The 15,023-nt window shown below is 45.1% G+C and carries 11 protein-coding genes; 6 read left to right on the top strand and 5 right to left on the bottom strand.

Annotated features, from left to right (window positions below):
- Window positions 1–66: 66 nt before the first annotated feature.
- From NFI81_RS17650 to NFI81_RS17640, 3 genes are read left to right on the top strand one after another with little or no spacing between them, the layout of a single operon-like run.
- On the top strand, window positions 67–1,398 hold the full coding sequence (locus NFI81_RS17650) for a TolC family protein (RefSeq protein ID WP_234611156.1): 1,332 nt from the start codon (window positions 67–69) through the stop codon (window positions 1,396–1,398).
- An 8-nt stretch (window positions 1,399–1,406) separates the two neighbouring features.
- Entirely contained in the window at window positions 1,407–2,459 is a 1,053-nt protein-coding gene (locus NFI81_RS17645) for an efflux RND transporter periplasmic adaptor subunit (RefSeq protein WP_234611157.1), read from the top strand.
- Window positions 2,460–2,483: 24 nt separating this feature from the next.
- Entirely contained in the window at window positions 2,484–5,612 is a 3,129-nt protein-coding gene (locus tag NFI81_RS17640; RefSeq protein WP_234611158.1) for an efflux RND transporter permease subunit, read from the top strand.
- A 108-nt stretch (window positions 5,613–5,720) separates the two neighbouring features.
- Here the strand turns inward: NFI81_RS17640 and NFI81_RS17635 are convergent, their stop codons facing one another.
- A complete protein-coding gene (locus NFI81_RS17635; RefSeq protein ID WP_234611159.1) occupies window positions 5,721–6,044 on the bottom strand; it encodes a GIY-YIG nuclease family protein in 324 nt (107 codons plus the stop codon).
- A gap of 369 nt (window positions 6,045–6,413) precedes the next feature.
- On the opposite strand from NFI81_RS17635, the gene NFI81_RS17630 reads away from it, so the two are divergent.
- Window positions 6,414–7,265, top strand: a complete 852-nt coding sequence (locus tag NFI81_RS17630) for a hypothetical protein (protein WP_234611160.1) — start codon at window positions 6,414–6,416, stop codon at window positions 7,263–7,265.
- A 65-nt stretch (window positions 7,266–7,330) separates the two neighbouring features.
- On the opposite strand, the gene NFI81_RS17625 is transcribed toward NFI81_RS17630, so the two are convergent.
- From NFI81_RS17625 to NFI81_RS17610, 4 genes are all read right to left on the bottom strand, one after another.
- On the bottom strand, window positions 7,331–9,817 hold the full coding sequence (locus NFI81_RS17625; protein ID WP_234611161.1) for a glutaminase family protein: 2,487 nt from the start codon (window positions 9,815–9,817) through the stop codon (window positions 7,331–7,333).
- A gap of 126 nt (window positions 9,818–9,943) precedes the next feature.
- On the bottom strand, window positions 9,944–10,255 hold the full coding sequence (locus tag NFI81_RS17620) for a HepT-like ribonuclease domain-containing protein (protein ID WP_234611162.1): 312 nt from the start codon (window positions 10,253–10,255) through the stop codon (window positions 9,944–9,946).
- On the bottom strand, window positions 10,242–10,532 hold the full coding sequence (gene mntA, locus NFI81_RS17615) for a type VII toxin-antitoxin system MntA family adenylyltransferase antitoxin (protein ID WP_234611163.1): 291 nt from the start codon (window positions 10,530–10,532) through the stop codon (window positions 10,242–10,244). Before mntA ends, NFI81_RS17620 begins: the two co-directional genes overlap by 14 nt.
- A 44-nt stretch (window positions 10,533–10,576) precedes the next feature.
- Window positions 10,577–12,679 (bottom strand): protein-disulfide reductase DsbD family protein, encoded by a 2,103-nt coding sequence (locus NFI81_RS17610; RefSeq protein WP_234611164.1) that lies wholly within the window; start codon window positions 12,677–12,679, stop codon window positions 10,577–10,579.
- 131 nt (window positions 12,680–12,810) lie between these two features.
- Here NFI81_RS17610 and argB point away from each other — a divergent pair, with 131 nt between their 5' ends.
- Entirely contained in the window at window positions 12,811–13,608 is a 798-nt protein-coding gene (argB, locus tag NFI81_RS17605; protein ID WP_234611165.1) for an acetylglutamate kinase, read from the top strand.
- A gap of 58 nt (window positions 13,609–13,666) precedes the next feature.
- On the top strand, window positions 13,667–14,995 hold the full coding sequence (locus tag NFI81_RS17600; protein WP_234611166.1) for a c-type cytochrome: 1,329 nt from the start codon (window positions 13,667–13,669) through the stop codon (window positions 14,993–14,995).
- Window positions 14,996–15,023 lie beyond the last annotated feature (28 nt).

The raw sequence follows: 15,023 nt of genomic DNA, 5'->3' as shown, positions 1-15,023 counted from the left end.
ATATATCACCAGTAGACCTATCAACTAAATACAAGATTAGCCACAAATAATCAACAATCAGAAAAGATGAAAAGTAAATGGATCATAGCCATGCTGGCATTCGTTGCGACGGCTGGGCCCTCCTGGGCGCAAACCCGCCTGAGCCTGAAAGACTGCATTGCTTACGGGATCAAGAACAATGGCAATGTTAAGATAGCCCAGTACAAAGAGAGCATTGCCGTGCAACAAGGACGCGAGGCACTGGCAGGTTACCTGCCGCAAGTGGCGGGTAATGGTGCGCTTGATGATAACATTAAGCTGCAATCCACTGTGTTACCAGGAGCTCTTTTTGGCGGCGAAGATCGTCGCGTTGCCCTGGGAACAAAATATTCGACCAATGTTTCAGCGCAGGCAGACCAGGTGATTTTTGACCAGGCATTGCTAGTGGGAATCAAGGCTAATAAGCCAAATCTTCAAAATGCTGCATTGAACGCTCAGAAAACGAAAGAGACGATCATTTTTAATGTTACCGATGCTTATTATCAGGTTTTTGTGACGAGCGCGCAAATTGACCTTTTGAAAGATAACCTCGAAAAAACCCAGCAGATACTGGGCACTTTGCAACTGCAATTGGACAACGGTGTAATCAAAAAAGTTGATTTCGATCGTACGCAGGTGAGTTTGAACAACATTAAATCACAACTGACGCTCGCAGAAAGCAATTTGATTTTATCTCAAAACCAGCTGAAATTCCAAATGGGAATGCCCCTGGCCGAACAGCTTGAACTGACTGATAATCCATTAAATCAGCCTTTCAAATTAGTGGAGCCAGAGCAATTTGATGCCGCTAATCTTACCGATTTCAAAATCCAAAACATCAATATGCAATTGCAATCCCTCGAAAAACAGCGAATTAAAGCAGGTTACCTTCCCAAATTGTCTGTTTACGGCCGATATGGCATGCAGTCGCTGGGACAGAACCTGGGCGAATCGTGGGGCAACTGGTTTAGTTTTGGCGCGATTGGCGTGAAATTGTCCATACCAATTTTTGATAGTTTCAGAAGAGACGCGCAATACAAGCAAGCGGATTTGAATCTTTTAACGCAAAATGAACAGCTGAAATTGAATGTTCAGAATTACGAACTGCAAAATCACAACGCCACTACGCAGCTTCAAAAAGCAAAGCTGAACCTCGGCAACGACGAAAGTAATGTCACTTTGGCAAAAGAAGTGTACGACGTAACCACATTGCAATACAGGGAGGGCACTGTAACATTATCCGATCTTCTCAATGCAGAAACGTCATATAAAGAAGCCCAAAGCAACTATATCAACTCAATGCTAAGTTACTATCAGGCCAAATTAGGCATCGAACAGTCGCAAGGCACACTCAACAACTTTTATTCAACACTGCCGTAAGAAATACCATGAAAAGAAAACTCATAATAATCGGTTCCATCGCAATTATTGGAATCCTCATCGGCTTCCGGCTGGTAGCCAACAAGTCCAAGATGGATGCAAAGAAAGTAATGCCGGACAACAAGAATGTGACCATTCCGGTGACCGCTGTTTCGGTCAAAGAAGGCAGCACGGATCAGCAATTGGTTCGCACGGGAAGTCTGATTCCATTTAAACAAGCGGAAATCATGGCGACCTCTGCGGGTAAGGTTATGGCTGTGAAATATGATCTGGGAACATACGTGTCGCAAGGCGCAACGCTGGTGAAGGTGGACAGCAAATTGAAAGAACTTTCACTGCAAGCCACTGAACTCAATATCAACAAATTGAAAAAAGATACGGATCGGTATAACAAGCTTTTGGCCGGAAATGCCGCGACAGAAGTGCAGGTGAACGATACCAAATACAACTACGAAAACGCATTGAACCAGGCCGAGCAGATCAAACAACAGATTAACGATGCTTCCATTGCAGCGCCGATCAGCGGTCGCGTAATTAAGAAGAACATTGAGCCGGGTGAGTTTGTGAATGTAGGAACTTCGCTAGGAACAATCCTGGACGTTTCCCGAGTGAAAGTGCAGGTAATGATCTCTGAAAATGATGTTTATAAATTGAAAGAAGGTCAGCACGTGAAAGTGGGTTCAAGCATTTTTCCTGATAAAAAAATCGACGGAGTGATCTCTTACATTGCCCCACAGGGCGACGAATCGCATAACTATCCGGTTGAAATTGTAATTAAAAATGCCAATCAGTTACGTGCAGGAACATTCGTGAGCGTTGAATTCAGCCAAAAGAGCAGCCAGCAGGCGTTGCTGATTCCAAGAAGCGCGTTGGTGGAAAGTGTGCGTAATCCTTATGTGTACACCGTCGAAAATGGCAAGGCGAAACAACGTAAAATTCAAGTAGGTCGTGAATTAGGCGACAATATCGAAGTTTTGGGAGGCTTGAAATCGGGTGAAACGGTGATTACAACCGGCCAGATCAACCTCAGCGAAGGTGCGGCGGTTAATGTTACAAAATAGTATCCATCAACAAATCAGAATGTTATGTCAATCACCGAAGTAGCAGTAAAAAGACCGCTCTTCATCATAGTAGTATTCACGGTGTTGATACTATTTGGTGTGATCAGTTATAAACAATTGTCTTACAACCTGTTGCCTAAATTCGAGGCCAATGTTGTGAGTGTAATGACGACTTACCGCGGTGCCGCTGCGGACGAAGTTGAAACCAATGTTACCAAACACATTGAAGATGCCGTTTCGGCGATCGAAGGTTTGGACCAGATCAATTCCACTTCTCAAGAAGGTGTTTCGTCTGTGATTATTCAGCTGAAACAAGGCATCAGCGTCGATTTAGCGCAGCAAGAAGCGCAACGCAAAGTAGAGCAAGTAATTTCACTGCTTCCCGACGATGCCGATCGCCCGGTAATCAACAAATTCTCAACCGACGAAATCCCAGTTTTGAGAATGGGTGTTACTGCAAATATGTCACCATCAGCGCTGTATGATCTGATTGATGATAAACTAAAACCGCAACTTTCCAACGTGACCGGCGTGGGTCAGGTAACGATCATTGGTGGAACGGAACGTCAGATTCAGGTTAATATTAGTCAAGATAAATTAAAAGCATACCGCTTGTCAATTGCACAGGTTTCTGCTGCGATTAACAATGCAAACACTTCCTATCCGGCAGGGCAGGTTAAGACGCAGGAAGATCAGCTTTCAATTCGCTTTGATGCCAAACTGACTACCGTAGAAAATCTGAGAAATGTCATCGTTGGTCGCAATAGCACGGGCGGGCAGGTGTTTTTGAAAGACATTGCCGAAGTATATGATGGCACAGCCGATGCAACTGCCGTGAACCACATTAATGGTGCTCCATCGGTTGCATTGCAGATTCAGAAACAATCCGACGCCAATGCGGTGGATGTGAGCAAGTTGACACGCGAGCGTTTGACGACTCTGGAAAAACAATATGCTTCCTCAGGCTTGAAATTCAACATTGCATCCGATCAATCCATTTACACATTGGCCTCGGCCGATGCGGTGGTTTTTGACCTTGGACTGGCGGTTTTGATCGTATCCATTGTAATGTTAATGTTCCTGCACAGTTTCCGGAGCTCGATGTTTATTCTCGTTGCATTGCCTTCGTCCATGATCCCGACCTTCATTTTGATGAGCCTTTTAGGTTTTTCACTCAATCTGATGACATTAATGGCGCTTTCGCTGGTTGTTGGTATCCTGGTCGATGACTCCATTGTGGTTTTGGAAAATATCAACCGCCACATGGAAATGGGTAAAAGCAGATGGCAAGCCGCATTGGACGGACGAGCAGAAATAGGTTTCACCGCCTTAGCGATCACATTAGTTGACGTTGTGGTTTTCGTGCCGCTCGCATTAACCTCCGGTTTGATCGGTAACATTCTGAGAGAATTCTCCCTCGTGGTTGTATTCTCGACATTAATGAGCTTGTTCGTTTCATTTACACTTACTCCGCTTCTGGCTTCGCGTTTTGGTAAAATAGAAATTTTAGATAAAAACACCCTTTGGGGCAAGCTTAACCTCGGTTTTGAGCGTTTTTTGGATCGGATCAAAGACGAGTACGGCAGAATGCTGACCTGGGTTTTGGGTCATAAAAGATATGTTTTCATTCTTTCGCTGGCATTAATTGTTGGTTCAATTGCGCTGGTTCCGGGAGGTTTTATTGGAGCGGCATTTATGCAGCAAAGTGATCGCGGCGAATTGAATGTATCCGTTGAATTGGCGCCAACAGCATCTATTTACCAAACCAATCAAGTTGCGCAGAAAGTTGAAAAGTTATTGTTAGGCAGAAAAGAAGTGACCAAAGTGTTTACCAATGTCGGTTACAGCAGCACAGGTTTGGGTACAACTTCCAACAGCAACATTGCCGATCTGACCGTTCAATTGGTTGATAAAAAGGAGCGTACAATGTCTTCCGAAGATTTTGGTACAGAAATTCAAAAAGAAATCCTGCAAATTCCGGGCGTAAAAGTAACAGTCGCCCCCACTTCCATCACAGGGAATGCCAACCAGGCGCCGATTCAGGTGGCAGTAAAAGGGACTGATATGCCGACAATCCGTAAAGTGGCTGCACAGGTAAAAGCAGTTGTAGCTTCGATACCGGGGACCGCGAATGTAGATTATTCCGTTGACGATCCGAAACCGGAGGTAGGTGTGCAGCTGGATCGTGAAAAAATGTCACAGCTAGGCATCAACGCCGCCGAAGTTGGTGCAGCGTTGCAAACCGCATTTCGTGGCGACGACCGTTCGAAATTCAAGGAAAATGGCAAGGAATACGACATTATGGTGACTTTGGATCAGTTCAACCGTTCCAGTGCCGACGACATTCGTCACCTGAGTTTTGTGAACAGTTCGGGACAAGCATTTGAATTATCCCAATTCGCAACCATCAAAGAAGGAATGGGTGAAAGCGTCCTGCAACGGATTGATCGCCTGGGCTCTATCAGCATTAATTCACAAGTAATCGGCCGTCCATCCGGTTCAATCGGTGCCGACATTCAAGCCAAAATGGCCAGTGTAAAACTCCCCGAAGGCGTTTTTATCGAATACCGCGGTGACCTGAAAAACCAGGCCGACGCATTCGGAAGCTTAGGCTTGGCGCTCGTACTCGGCATCGTGCTCATTTACCTGATCATGGTCGCCCTTTACGAAAGCACCATTTACCCGTTTGTTGTATTGTTCTCAATCCCGGTTGCATTAGTAGGCGCATTAACAGCATTGGCCCTTACCATGGAAAGTTTAACCATCTTCTCAATCGTCGGTATGATCATGCTCCTCGGTCTGGTAGCCAAAAACGCCATCCTGATCGTCGATTTTACCAACCAATTGAAAGAAGAGGGCCACGCATTAAAAGACGCACTGATCGAAGCCGGCAAAGAACGCCTCCGCCCAATCCTGATGACTACCATCGCCATGATAGCCGGTATGCTCCCCATCGCCCTGGCCTCCGGCGACGGCGCCGAAGTAAAAAACGGCATGGCCTGGGTCATTATCGGTGGTTTGACAAGCTCGTTGTTGCTGACCGTGTTCCTGGTTCCCAGTGTTTACTACGTTGTGGATAGGGTGAAGGAGCGACTAGCCGGGCGCAAAGCAAGGAAGCAGCAGAGGAGGGAAGAGTTGGTTTTGGAAGGGTAGGGTTGTTGACTTGTCACCCTGAGCGGAGTCGAAGGCACGCTACTCCTTGGCAACGTGCCTTCGACTCCGCTCAGGCTGACAGGGATATAACTTCCTTCAATCCAAAGCCTAGTTCTCATCTGCGTTGTTATTCCTTGAATGCGTCTGATTCTGACATTCTGCCAAAGGCTTCAATTCATTCCATTTCCCACGAATAATAGCCTCCTTCTTTTTCCTACTCCAACCTTTCACCTGCTTCTCAAAAGCAATTGCATCATTGATATATTTAAACTCACAAGAAAACACCAACTCCACAGGCCGTCGTGTATAGGTGTAACACGTAACATTTATACCCCAAGTATGCTCCGCAAATCGTCGCTCCAAGCAATTCGTAACGCCAGTATAATAACTCCCATCAAAGCATTTCAAGATATACACGTAGTAAATTTTCATAGTCAAAGCGTGTTTAGATTCACATCTTAAGACGCTGACATTGATTGAAGGTCACACACTAGCAGCATAAAATGGCCAGAGGAATCCCCTGACCATTAAAAACAATAAACACAATATCCTAAGCCGCCTTCAGAAAGTGTTGGAGAAATGCAAATTGAACGCAGGCCTTTAGTCTGATCATGGTGTATGTATTGACGAACGTATTTCGTAACCGTGGCATAAATAATGTTTACTACTTCGCAGAAATAATCGTCACAATATCAAGCTATATCGAGCCGAAACCAGTAATAGCTACTATCCGAAAATTACCATTCACTTAACCGACACTTCTTATAACCGACAAATAAACACAATCCCCCGCACATTCATTTGAAGCAGCTAGATCATTACTTAAAAGCTTGTTTTGTAGCCAGTAACAGAAATAAATGTTTAACTACAAAAACAACAAAAATGAATTTAGTACAAAAATTGCCAATCGGCTTGGGATTGGCTTGTTTAATGATGCTGAACAGCTGCTCGAAGGAGGATGCGCAGACTCCGCAGCCTGCTAAGAGTGAAAGGACGGATGCGAGTATGCGAGATGATGGAGGATATATTAAAGTTCTCCCTATCTTCCACTCAACATTTGGACCGCTCGGTTCAAATGTCTATCCAAATGGATGGCAAAGAGGCGGCTCGACTTCGAGTGATTTAATTGGGTATCCAACTGGTTCCTCAAATTTTACTCATTTGTTTGGAAATCCGGCATGGCCATGGGAAAGTCCCATATCTCCAATTCAAGATGTACCAAATGCAAGTTCCTTCCTGACTATAAGCACAAAAGCTAAGAAGACTTGGACAGAGGACGGAACTTCAACAGGTAAGCGGTCTTCAGTTGAAACTACTATCAAAAATCTGACACCAGGTAAATTGTATGAGTTGACCTATTATACGACAAGTTCTATTTGTGCAGTGAAACAAAACAATCTTACGCCGACATATGCGTCAGCAGTTGTGGTAGATTGGATCTATTCAAATGGCACCAAAAAGAATGCTATGACAATGAGTTTGAAAAACTGGAAAGGGACGTGGAAAAAACAAGCAATAACATTCGAAGCGGCCGAAAAAGAACAAGTTTTAAACTTTACAGCATTCACGGATTCAGAAAGCACTTTTGGCTATGCGCACATATTTGTAGATCATAAGTCAATAAAAGAGGTGGAGCCAGCAGAGTTACCATAAGTAAGATTAAATCAACGATGGCGACCACGGAAACACCTGGTCGCCATTATTTTTTTGAAATCAAATCACTTCCACCTCTCCCCCAAAACCTTCATCCAATACCCACCTACAACCGACCTGGCCCGAAATCCAACAGACTTCCCATCAACCGTTTCATGCCAGTCCGAGAGTGGAATGCGGTCCGGCGTTTCCATGGCATATTTATAAACGGGCTTGATAAATGCTTCGAAATCCTGTTGGTTGGCTGCCAATGTGGCTGTCCAGATGATCCAGTCGGATTTGGTGTAGGTTTTGCGGCTGTCGAGTGGGAGGCCGAAGGGTTTTTGTTTGGTTAGGTAATATTTTATCTCTTTTTCGGCGACGGTTTTTGGGAAGACATTGAGTTTCAGAAGTTCGTCCCAGACAATGTTGTATTTCTGGCTCCATGAATTTTTGTTGTCGAAGGTGAGTGCGTAATGGTCGCCGCTGTCGGCTAGTTGCATCCACTTTTGGGCAAATTCTTTTACTAATGTATTTACTTCCGTCGCTTCTTTGGTGTTGCCGAGTTGCTCGGCCATTTTTGCATAGGATGCTAAGCCCATAATGGCTTTTATTGACAAGTTAGCATTGCGGGCGAGGTGGCCTGCGAAGTCGTCGGTGCAAAGCTGGTTGGCTGGATCAAAGCCCTCTTTTTTGAGATAATTGGCCCAGACACTCAGCACTTTCCAATGCTTTTTGGCGAATTCAATGTTGTTTTCGGCTTTGCAAATAGCATAGGTTAGGATTAGCATGTTACCGGATTCTTCGACGGGCATGTCCTCGCCGTAAGTCTGGCCGTTTGCAAGCGGATATGTGCCTACGTCATGCGCAGCGAATGGTTTGGTCCATTTTCCGCTTTCAGAGTAATAGAAAATCGGTTCCATCATTCCTTTTAGCAATGTTGGGTTGTAAAGCAGGAATAATGGCGCTGATGGATAAGTTATATCGACTGTTCCAATAGAGCCGTTACTGAAATTTTCTTTGGATAAAAACAATGGTGTGCCGCTTAGATCAGCCACCAGCTTATGCGCTGAAATCGCCTGACGGTAAGATAGCACGCAAAGCTCCGCATATTGCTTTCCACCTGCTTTCAGCGCATCCTGATAGATCATTTCATCTGTCGCTTCGCATTCTTTCATCACTTTATCAAAATCCTTTTCGGCGTCGGCCAGCTCACGTTCAATAGTTTTATTGCCGTCCTTGTTCCACCACGGTCGCAGATTTTGACCGAAATATTGAACTGAAAATACATCGTCGTAACCTAAAATTGCATGAATTGATTTGCTTTCCGGGCCAATCTTATTGCCGAAAGCCAGAACATAAGCCATCGACCTGGTATCTGCATTCGCGGCAACCCGCTGGTTTGCAGTTACAAAACCACTTTTGGTAAACATCTCAATTAACTCCTCTGCCGCGCCAAACCCAGAGCTTTTAACAAATCGATTCGGAGCCGACAAAAACGCGCGTCCCCAGTCAATGCGCACATCGTCACCTTTACGGCCAAGCACTTTCTGTTCGGTATTGGTCAGTGATAATAAAAAGAAATCATCCCGGGCTTCGCGTTTTCCAGCCACCTGCTGGCTGGCGTCATTCACCGTCCAAAGTCCCGAGACAGCGTTCAGGATTTCTACTTCGTGCGTCTGTTTGTCGGAAGATTCCACATCGTAAACGATATAATTCACGGGCCGCGAAATCATGTGCAAATCTTTAAGGATAAGGGGAGCCACAAAACGCGCTTTCAGTTGGATGGGACCTGCCTGAAATGTATAAATCGTTTGCGTAGCCTTCATCTCGAAAGCGATCTGTTTTGCTGGCTGAACCACATTAGCACCTTTTAACGCAATTTCATCAGCAAGCCCAATGTCAATGTAACCCGGACCAGCGCCGTTTTTGCAATAAGCTGCGAGGATATTTTTGCCTTTTTTCAATGCTTTTCTTGCCGATGCGCTGATCGGTTTGAACTCATAATCACCTGTAAAACAAGGCGCACAATCAAATGCAGGGACGCCGTTGATGAAAACCTGCACATCATCGTCATGGAAAATGTTTAAAGTTGGTTTTTCAAAATCAGCTGCGGTTAAAGTGAATTCGCGGCGATACCAAATTTCCTGCGGGAATTCCGTGCCGCCTTTCAGCATGGCATCGTTTCGGTCTTTTGTCCCGAAAGGAGCAGGACCTTGCTTCCATGTGCTAATGTTATAACCTTCTTTATACCACCAATTTGGATCGGGTTTTACTGTTGTGAATTTCGCAGTATACCCGGCTTGCTTCGCTGTTGGCAAAATTGTTTTCATTACCGACGTCGGCGCACCCATAAAGCGGTAAGTCTTGCCGTCCACGCGGATCAATCCATCCATGGGCTGCGGCTTGCCCGTCCAGTGTTTGGTCGGGGAGCCATTCAGCTCATTGCCAAAAGACCATACGCTCGTGTAGGGATCAATGGTAATAAGCGGAACCGCAGGCGGGCGGAAGGTTTGGGCAAATGTGGTTAGTGTGGCAAAAAGGAAAAGAATCGGAAGCCAAGGTTTCGACATTGGTATATCAGTCTGGTTAGGAAATAAAAAAAGGAGATCAGATTTGATCCCCTAAAAATAAGCTCAGGAAGTTTAATAAAAGGAATTTCTAAGTTACATTATTGCAAGCATTCTCTCCACGACTAATTACAGCGGCGAAATCTTGTTGATGACAATGTCCCACACTAATTCAAGATCAACACCAAAATATTCATGAATTATAAAATTCCGGAATGCTGTAACCTTTCGCCATTCAATTTCCGGGTTGTCCGATTTCAAATTTTCAGATAGGTGATTTGTAGCTTCGCCTATTATTTCCAGTTGTCGCTCAATAGCGAAGCGTAGCATCGGATCTTTGTAAAGATCATCTATAATCTTTCCTTCAATAAAAGTTCCTATGTAGTTGATTGCTTCAAGGATATGAAGAAGCCTCACCTTATCATATTCAGCCTCTTTCATAGATCAATCTCTTTTCCAGATCAATTTGAGGCTTAATATGGGGTGATAAGCCATTAGAGCTTACCAGGTCAACGTCGGTGCCAAGTAAAGTAGTGAGTTGTTCTTGCATGTCAAAAAAACTGAAAAAGTCGGCTCCCTTTTCATAATCAAGATCAACAAGAATATCCAAGTCGCTCGACGGATTTTTATCTCCACGTGCGGCAGATCCAAAAATGTACGCTTTTTTAACCGGCTTATCCTTAAAGAAAAGAGCTGCTTTTTCTGCTAATTCTTCCATGCAATGAATTTTAAAGAAAGATAACAAATATATAGGCAGAAGCCTTATTTTTTCCTAAACGCCGCTTTCCCGCTATCCAGAAACGCCGCGAAATTTGCAGGGTTCAAATCATAGTTCTTGGGCTTTACGAGCAAATTCCCTTCGTGATCAACCAGGCAGTAATGTGGCTGCGCGTTGTTGTTGTATTTCACGATTTGCAAGTCTGCATTCTGGGCGCCGATGGTTTTTTTGACTTTGTTGTCATATTTGGATGTGTACCAGGACGCTTCCGGCAATTCTGTTTTGTCATCCACGTAGAGCGCAACGATCACATAATCCTCCCGAAGACGTTGCTGCACGGCCGGGTCCACCCAGACTCTTGCTTCCATTTCGCGGCAGTTGACGCATCCGTGACCGGTAAAATCAATGAAAACAGGCTTATTGACCTTTTTGGCGTAGGCTAATGCGTCTTTATAATCGAAGAAGCCTTCCAATTCGTGAGGTAAGTGAAAAAGATCGGCATATTTGCGGGTTTCGCCGGGAGCAATGTTTGAGGCAATTCCGGCAGTTCTTTTGTTTAAGTCAAAATCCAGTGTAGACTGCGGAGGCAGGTAACCGGCCAATGCTTTCAATGGCGCGCCCCACATGCCTGGGATCATATAGACTACGAATGTGAATGTTACAATGGATAAAAGCAATCGGGGAACACTTACTTTTTCAAGCGGAGAATCGTGAGGCGTTCTGATTTTGCCCAAAAGATAAAACCCTAATAAGCCGAAAATGACGATCCAGAATGCCAGATAGACTTCTCGATCCAGCAAGCGCCAGTGATAAACCTGATCGGCAATGCTGAAAAATTTCAATGCTAATGCCAGTTCCAAAAAGCCCAAAACAACCTTCACCGTGTTCAGCCAGCCGCCGGATTTGGGCAATGACTTTAACCATTGTGGAAAAAGAGCGAACAGGGTAAACGGGATTGCAAATGCAGCTGAAAACGAGGCCATTCCAATGATCGGCTTCACCACTTCGCCGCCCGCAGACGCAACCAGCAAACTTCCTACAATGGGCCCCGTGCAGGAAAATGAAACCAGCACCAATGTAAATGCCATGAAGAAAACGCCCGCATAACCACCTTGATCGGCCTTTTGATCCATTTTATTTACAAAACCACTGGGCAAAACGATTTCAAACAGTCCTAAAAACGACAATCCAAAAACAAAGAAAATGGCAAAGAACAGCAAGTTAGGAATCCAGTGCGTGCTCAGAAAATTAGCAAACGCAGGGCCATTTAATCTGGAAACTACGGTTCCTATTAACGTATATATCAAAACAATGGAAATGCCGTATATGAACGCTTTCAGCTTCCCTTTTTCCTGATTAGTGAAGTAACTCACGGTCATAGGAATAATAGGAAAAACGCAGGGGGTTAGCAATGCAACCAGGCCGGATAAAAACGCGGCTAATGCAAAGCCCCAGAGCGATTTATCATCCGAATCATCTTCTGAACTTAATGTTTGTGATAATGTTGCAGCGGCTTCTGCTTGGGCTGATGTGTCGGCATCGCCTGCATTTATGGTGATAGAAGTGTCAGCCGGTTGGTCCGATGACGTGGCAACAACCTCTGAGGATGAGTCAGTTTGAGATGTTGTCTGACCTACTTTGGGCTGGGTGTCGGTGGTCGCTGCGCCGGCTACGACTTTCAGGCCTTTGAATTCAAAATCATCATTGCCTGGAATGCAAAGCCCGGTGACGTGGCTGCAAGTTTGATATTCCGAACTGCCCTTAATGACCGGATTATCTGCAAGTATTTTTATAGTTTGTTTAAAAACGCCTTTTCCTTCAAAATAACGAACCTTTCCACCCCAGACTTCCTCAAATTTCTCTTTTGGATTCTGTGGTTTAAGCTTGCCTACAACTTCAAAAGTGTTGTTTTTTTCAAAATTGAATGTCGTCAGCATGGGCCCCAGATCCGGGTCGAAATCGCTGGAATAAATGTACCAATCCTTGTCGACGATGGCCGTGAAAACCAGATCAACCGTCTCGCCCTTCTTTACTTCCGGCTTAGAAAATGTGTAGGTCCAGTGTGCTTTGGCTTTTTGTAATTGAGCAAAAACGGCTTGCGAAAAAAATAAACAAAGAACAAGGGAAATGAGAAGGCGGCGTTTCATAATGTTTTAATTCTGCTTTGCTTAGTCAACGTAATTTTGCCAAAAAAATTCATCAAAGAAAATTCCACTTCCAACCCTGCTTGTTTCTGCTTACTTTGTCGGCTTAAAATCAGCGTAAAAAACCTAATACAATGTCCCAAGCCCTTTATGTTATAAAAATAGGCGGTAATGTTATCGACAACCTGGAAGCCTGCACCCGTTTTCTGAACGACTTTGCCAAACTCGACGCTCCAAAAATCCTCGTTCACGGCGGCGGAAAGGTAGCAACTCAGATCGCAGCCAAACTGCAAATTGAAACACAGATGGTGGAAGGCCGCAGAATTACGGATAAGGCAATGCTGGACGTCGTGACAATGGTTTATGGTGGATTGGTCAACAAAAATCTTGTAGCACAATTACAATCATTCAACTGCAACGCCATCGGCCTCACCGGTGCTGACGGCGGCATCATACGTTCAGTAAAACGGCCAGTGAAAACCGTTGATTACGGATTTGTTGGCGACATTGAAGCAGTAAATGCGAAACAAATAAATGCACTATTAAGCAGCGATCTCATCCCGGTCATCGCCCCGCTTACTTACAGCTCGGAAGGCCTATTACTAAACACAAACGCCGACACCATGGCATCCGCAACCGCAGTCGCTATGGCTGAACTATACGAAGTAAATCTTATTTATTGTTTCGAGAAAAAAGGCGTTTTATCCGATCCTGACGACGATAACGCGGTCATTTCATCCCTCGATCCGGTTTCCTACGCTGAATATAAATCATCCGGCGTGATCAACAAAGGCATGATTCCGAAGCTGGATAGTGCATTTGAAGCATTAAATGATGGCGTCCTGCAAGTGACGATCTGCCATGCGGATGATTTGCTGGAAGCGGCGAAGTCCGCGGCTGGGACGGTAATAGCGCTGAATACTACTTATTAAATTATTTTAAAATCAATTTTCTATTATTAAATTGCATGAGTTAAACCCACTCATTACCATGCCGTTCCGAAAAGGCCTTTTGTTTGTGCTTTTGTTGTTGTGTGATTTGTGTGAAGGCCAGGTTCCGGAGTTTTATAAGGATGTCCAGCCCATCATTCATGCCAATTGCGTGCCTTGCCATCGGACGGGTGAGGCGGCGCCGTTTCCTCTCATTACTTTTGAAGATGTTAGCAAGCGATCCAAGTTTATCAAACAGGTCGTAAGCTCGCGCTATATGCCGCCCTGGAAAGCGGATAACCATTTCAATTCCTTTGCGAATGATCGCTCACTGAGCGATAAGGACATAAAGACCATTGTCGGCTGGATTGATGGCGGCACGCCGAAAGGCAAGCAAAATTTGAAAGCCGAACAGGATTTGCAGGCGCGGGTGAATGCGGGGACGGCTTACAAACGCAAGCCGGATCTTTCGCTCCGAATTAAGGAGGCATTTGTGGTCAAAGGCGATGCCGCGGAACGGTTTGTGATGTTCAAAATCCCGTTTGAGCTCGCGCAGGAGGCTAACGTTGAGGCTATTGAGTTTACTTCTAATAACAAAAAGCTCATCCACCACGCCAATTTCGCTATCCATCCTGTTACCGATCCTGCCATTGACCTGAATAATTCCGTGGATTTTGTGGATCTGAGCGGGCCGTCCGGCGACAAATATTATGAATGGGTCAAATACAAAAAGGAAATGACCTATTACGGCGGCTGGATTCCCGGAACAACTGTCGAGACTTACCCCGAAGATATGGGCTGGGTGATGCCAAAACGCGGCGTCGTGCTGGTAACTGTGCATTTCGGACCGTCGTCTGTTGATGCAGAAAGCATTGATGGGATAAATATTTTCTTTAAAACGAGCCCGATCAAACGGAAGGTGAAAGTGATCAGTCTGGGTTCCGGTGGGATCGGGGAGAAAGATATCAGTCCGCCATTCATGATTTTTGCAGATGAGATCAAGAGCTTCCGTTTGCGGATCGCTAATAACCAGCCGGATGTCTCGCTGCTGTATGCCTGGCCGCACATGCATTACTTGGGCAAGGAATTTAAAGCTTATGCGACCACCGCGGCGGGCGATACGATCAAGCTCGTGCATGTGCCTGCGTGGGACTTTCGCTGGCAGGAAATTTATAAATATAAAAAGCCTTTATTATTGCCAAAAGGTGCCATAGTGCATGTGGAAGGCACTTATGACAACACGGCGGCTAACCCCGCTAACCCACACAGTCCGCCGGAACTGGTGATGTCGACGGGTAACATGCGGAGCGACCAGGAAATGATGACGTTGATTTTAATGTATGTGGAGCGTGAGGCCGGAGATGAAAATCTGGTCTTCAAATGGAATTAGGCATATTGGGTAGCACATAACGGGTAAA

The organism is Dyadobacter fanqingshengii (genome assembly GCF_023822005.2).
GTDB classification, from domain to species: Bacteria; Bacteroidota; Bacteroidia; order Cytophagales; family Spirosomataceae; genus Dyadobacter; species Dyadobacter fanqingshengii.
Note: the sequence above shows the minus strand (reverse complement) of the source record. Positions and strands in the feature narration are given on the sequence as shown.

Excerpts from the sequence above, each read along its gene's own strand:
- NFI81_RS17650 (WP_234611156.1), top strand. The coding sequence starts at position 67 with ATGAAAAGTAAATGGATCATAGCCATGCTGGCATTCGTTGCGACGGCT.
- NFI81_RS17645 (WP_234611157.1), top strand. The coding sequence starts at position 1,407 with ATGAAAAGAAAACTCATAATAATCGGTTCCATCGCAATTATTGGAATC.
- NFI81_RS17640 (WP_234611158.1), top strand. The coding sequence starts at position 2,484 with ATGTCAATCACCGAAGTAGCAGTAAAAAGACCGCTCTTCATCATAGTA.
- NFI81_RS17635 (WP_234611159.1), bottom strand. The coding sequence starts at position 6,044 with ATGAAAATTTACTACGTGTATATCTTGAAATGCTTTGATGGGAGTTAT.
- NFI81_RS17625 (WP_234611161.1), bottom strand. The coding sequence starts at position 9,817 with ATGTCGAAACCTTGGCTTCCGATTCTTTTCCTTTTTGCCACACTAACC.
- NFI81_RS17620 (WP_234611162.1), bottom strand. The coding sequence starts at position 10,255 with ATGAAAGAGGCTGAATATGATAAGGTGAGGCTTCTTCATATCCTTGAA.
- mntA (WP_234611163.1), bottom strand. The coding sequence starts at position 10,532 with ATGGAAGAATTAGCAGAAAAAGCAGCTCTTTTCTTTAAGGATAAGCCG.
- NFI81_RS17610 (WP_234611164.1), bottom strand. The coding sequence starts at position 12,679 with ATGAAACGCCGCCTTCTCATTTCCCTTGTTCTTTGTTTATTTTTTTCG.
- argB (WP_234611165.1), top strand. The coding sequence starts at position 12,811 with ATGTCCCAAGCCCTTTATGTTATAAAAATAGGCGGTAATGTTATCGAC.
- NFI81_RS17600 (WP_234611166.1), top strand. The coding sequence starts at position 13,667 with ATGCCGTTCCGAAAAGGCCTTTTGTTTGTGCTTTTGTTGTTGTGTGAT.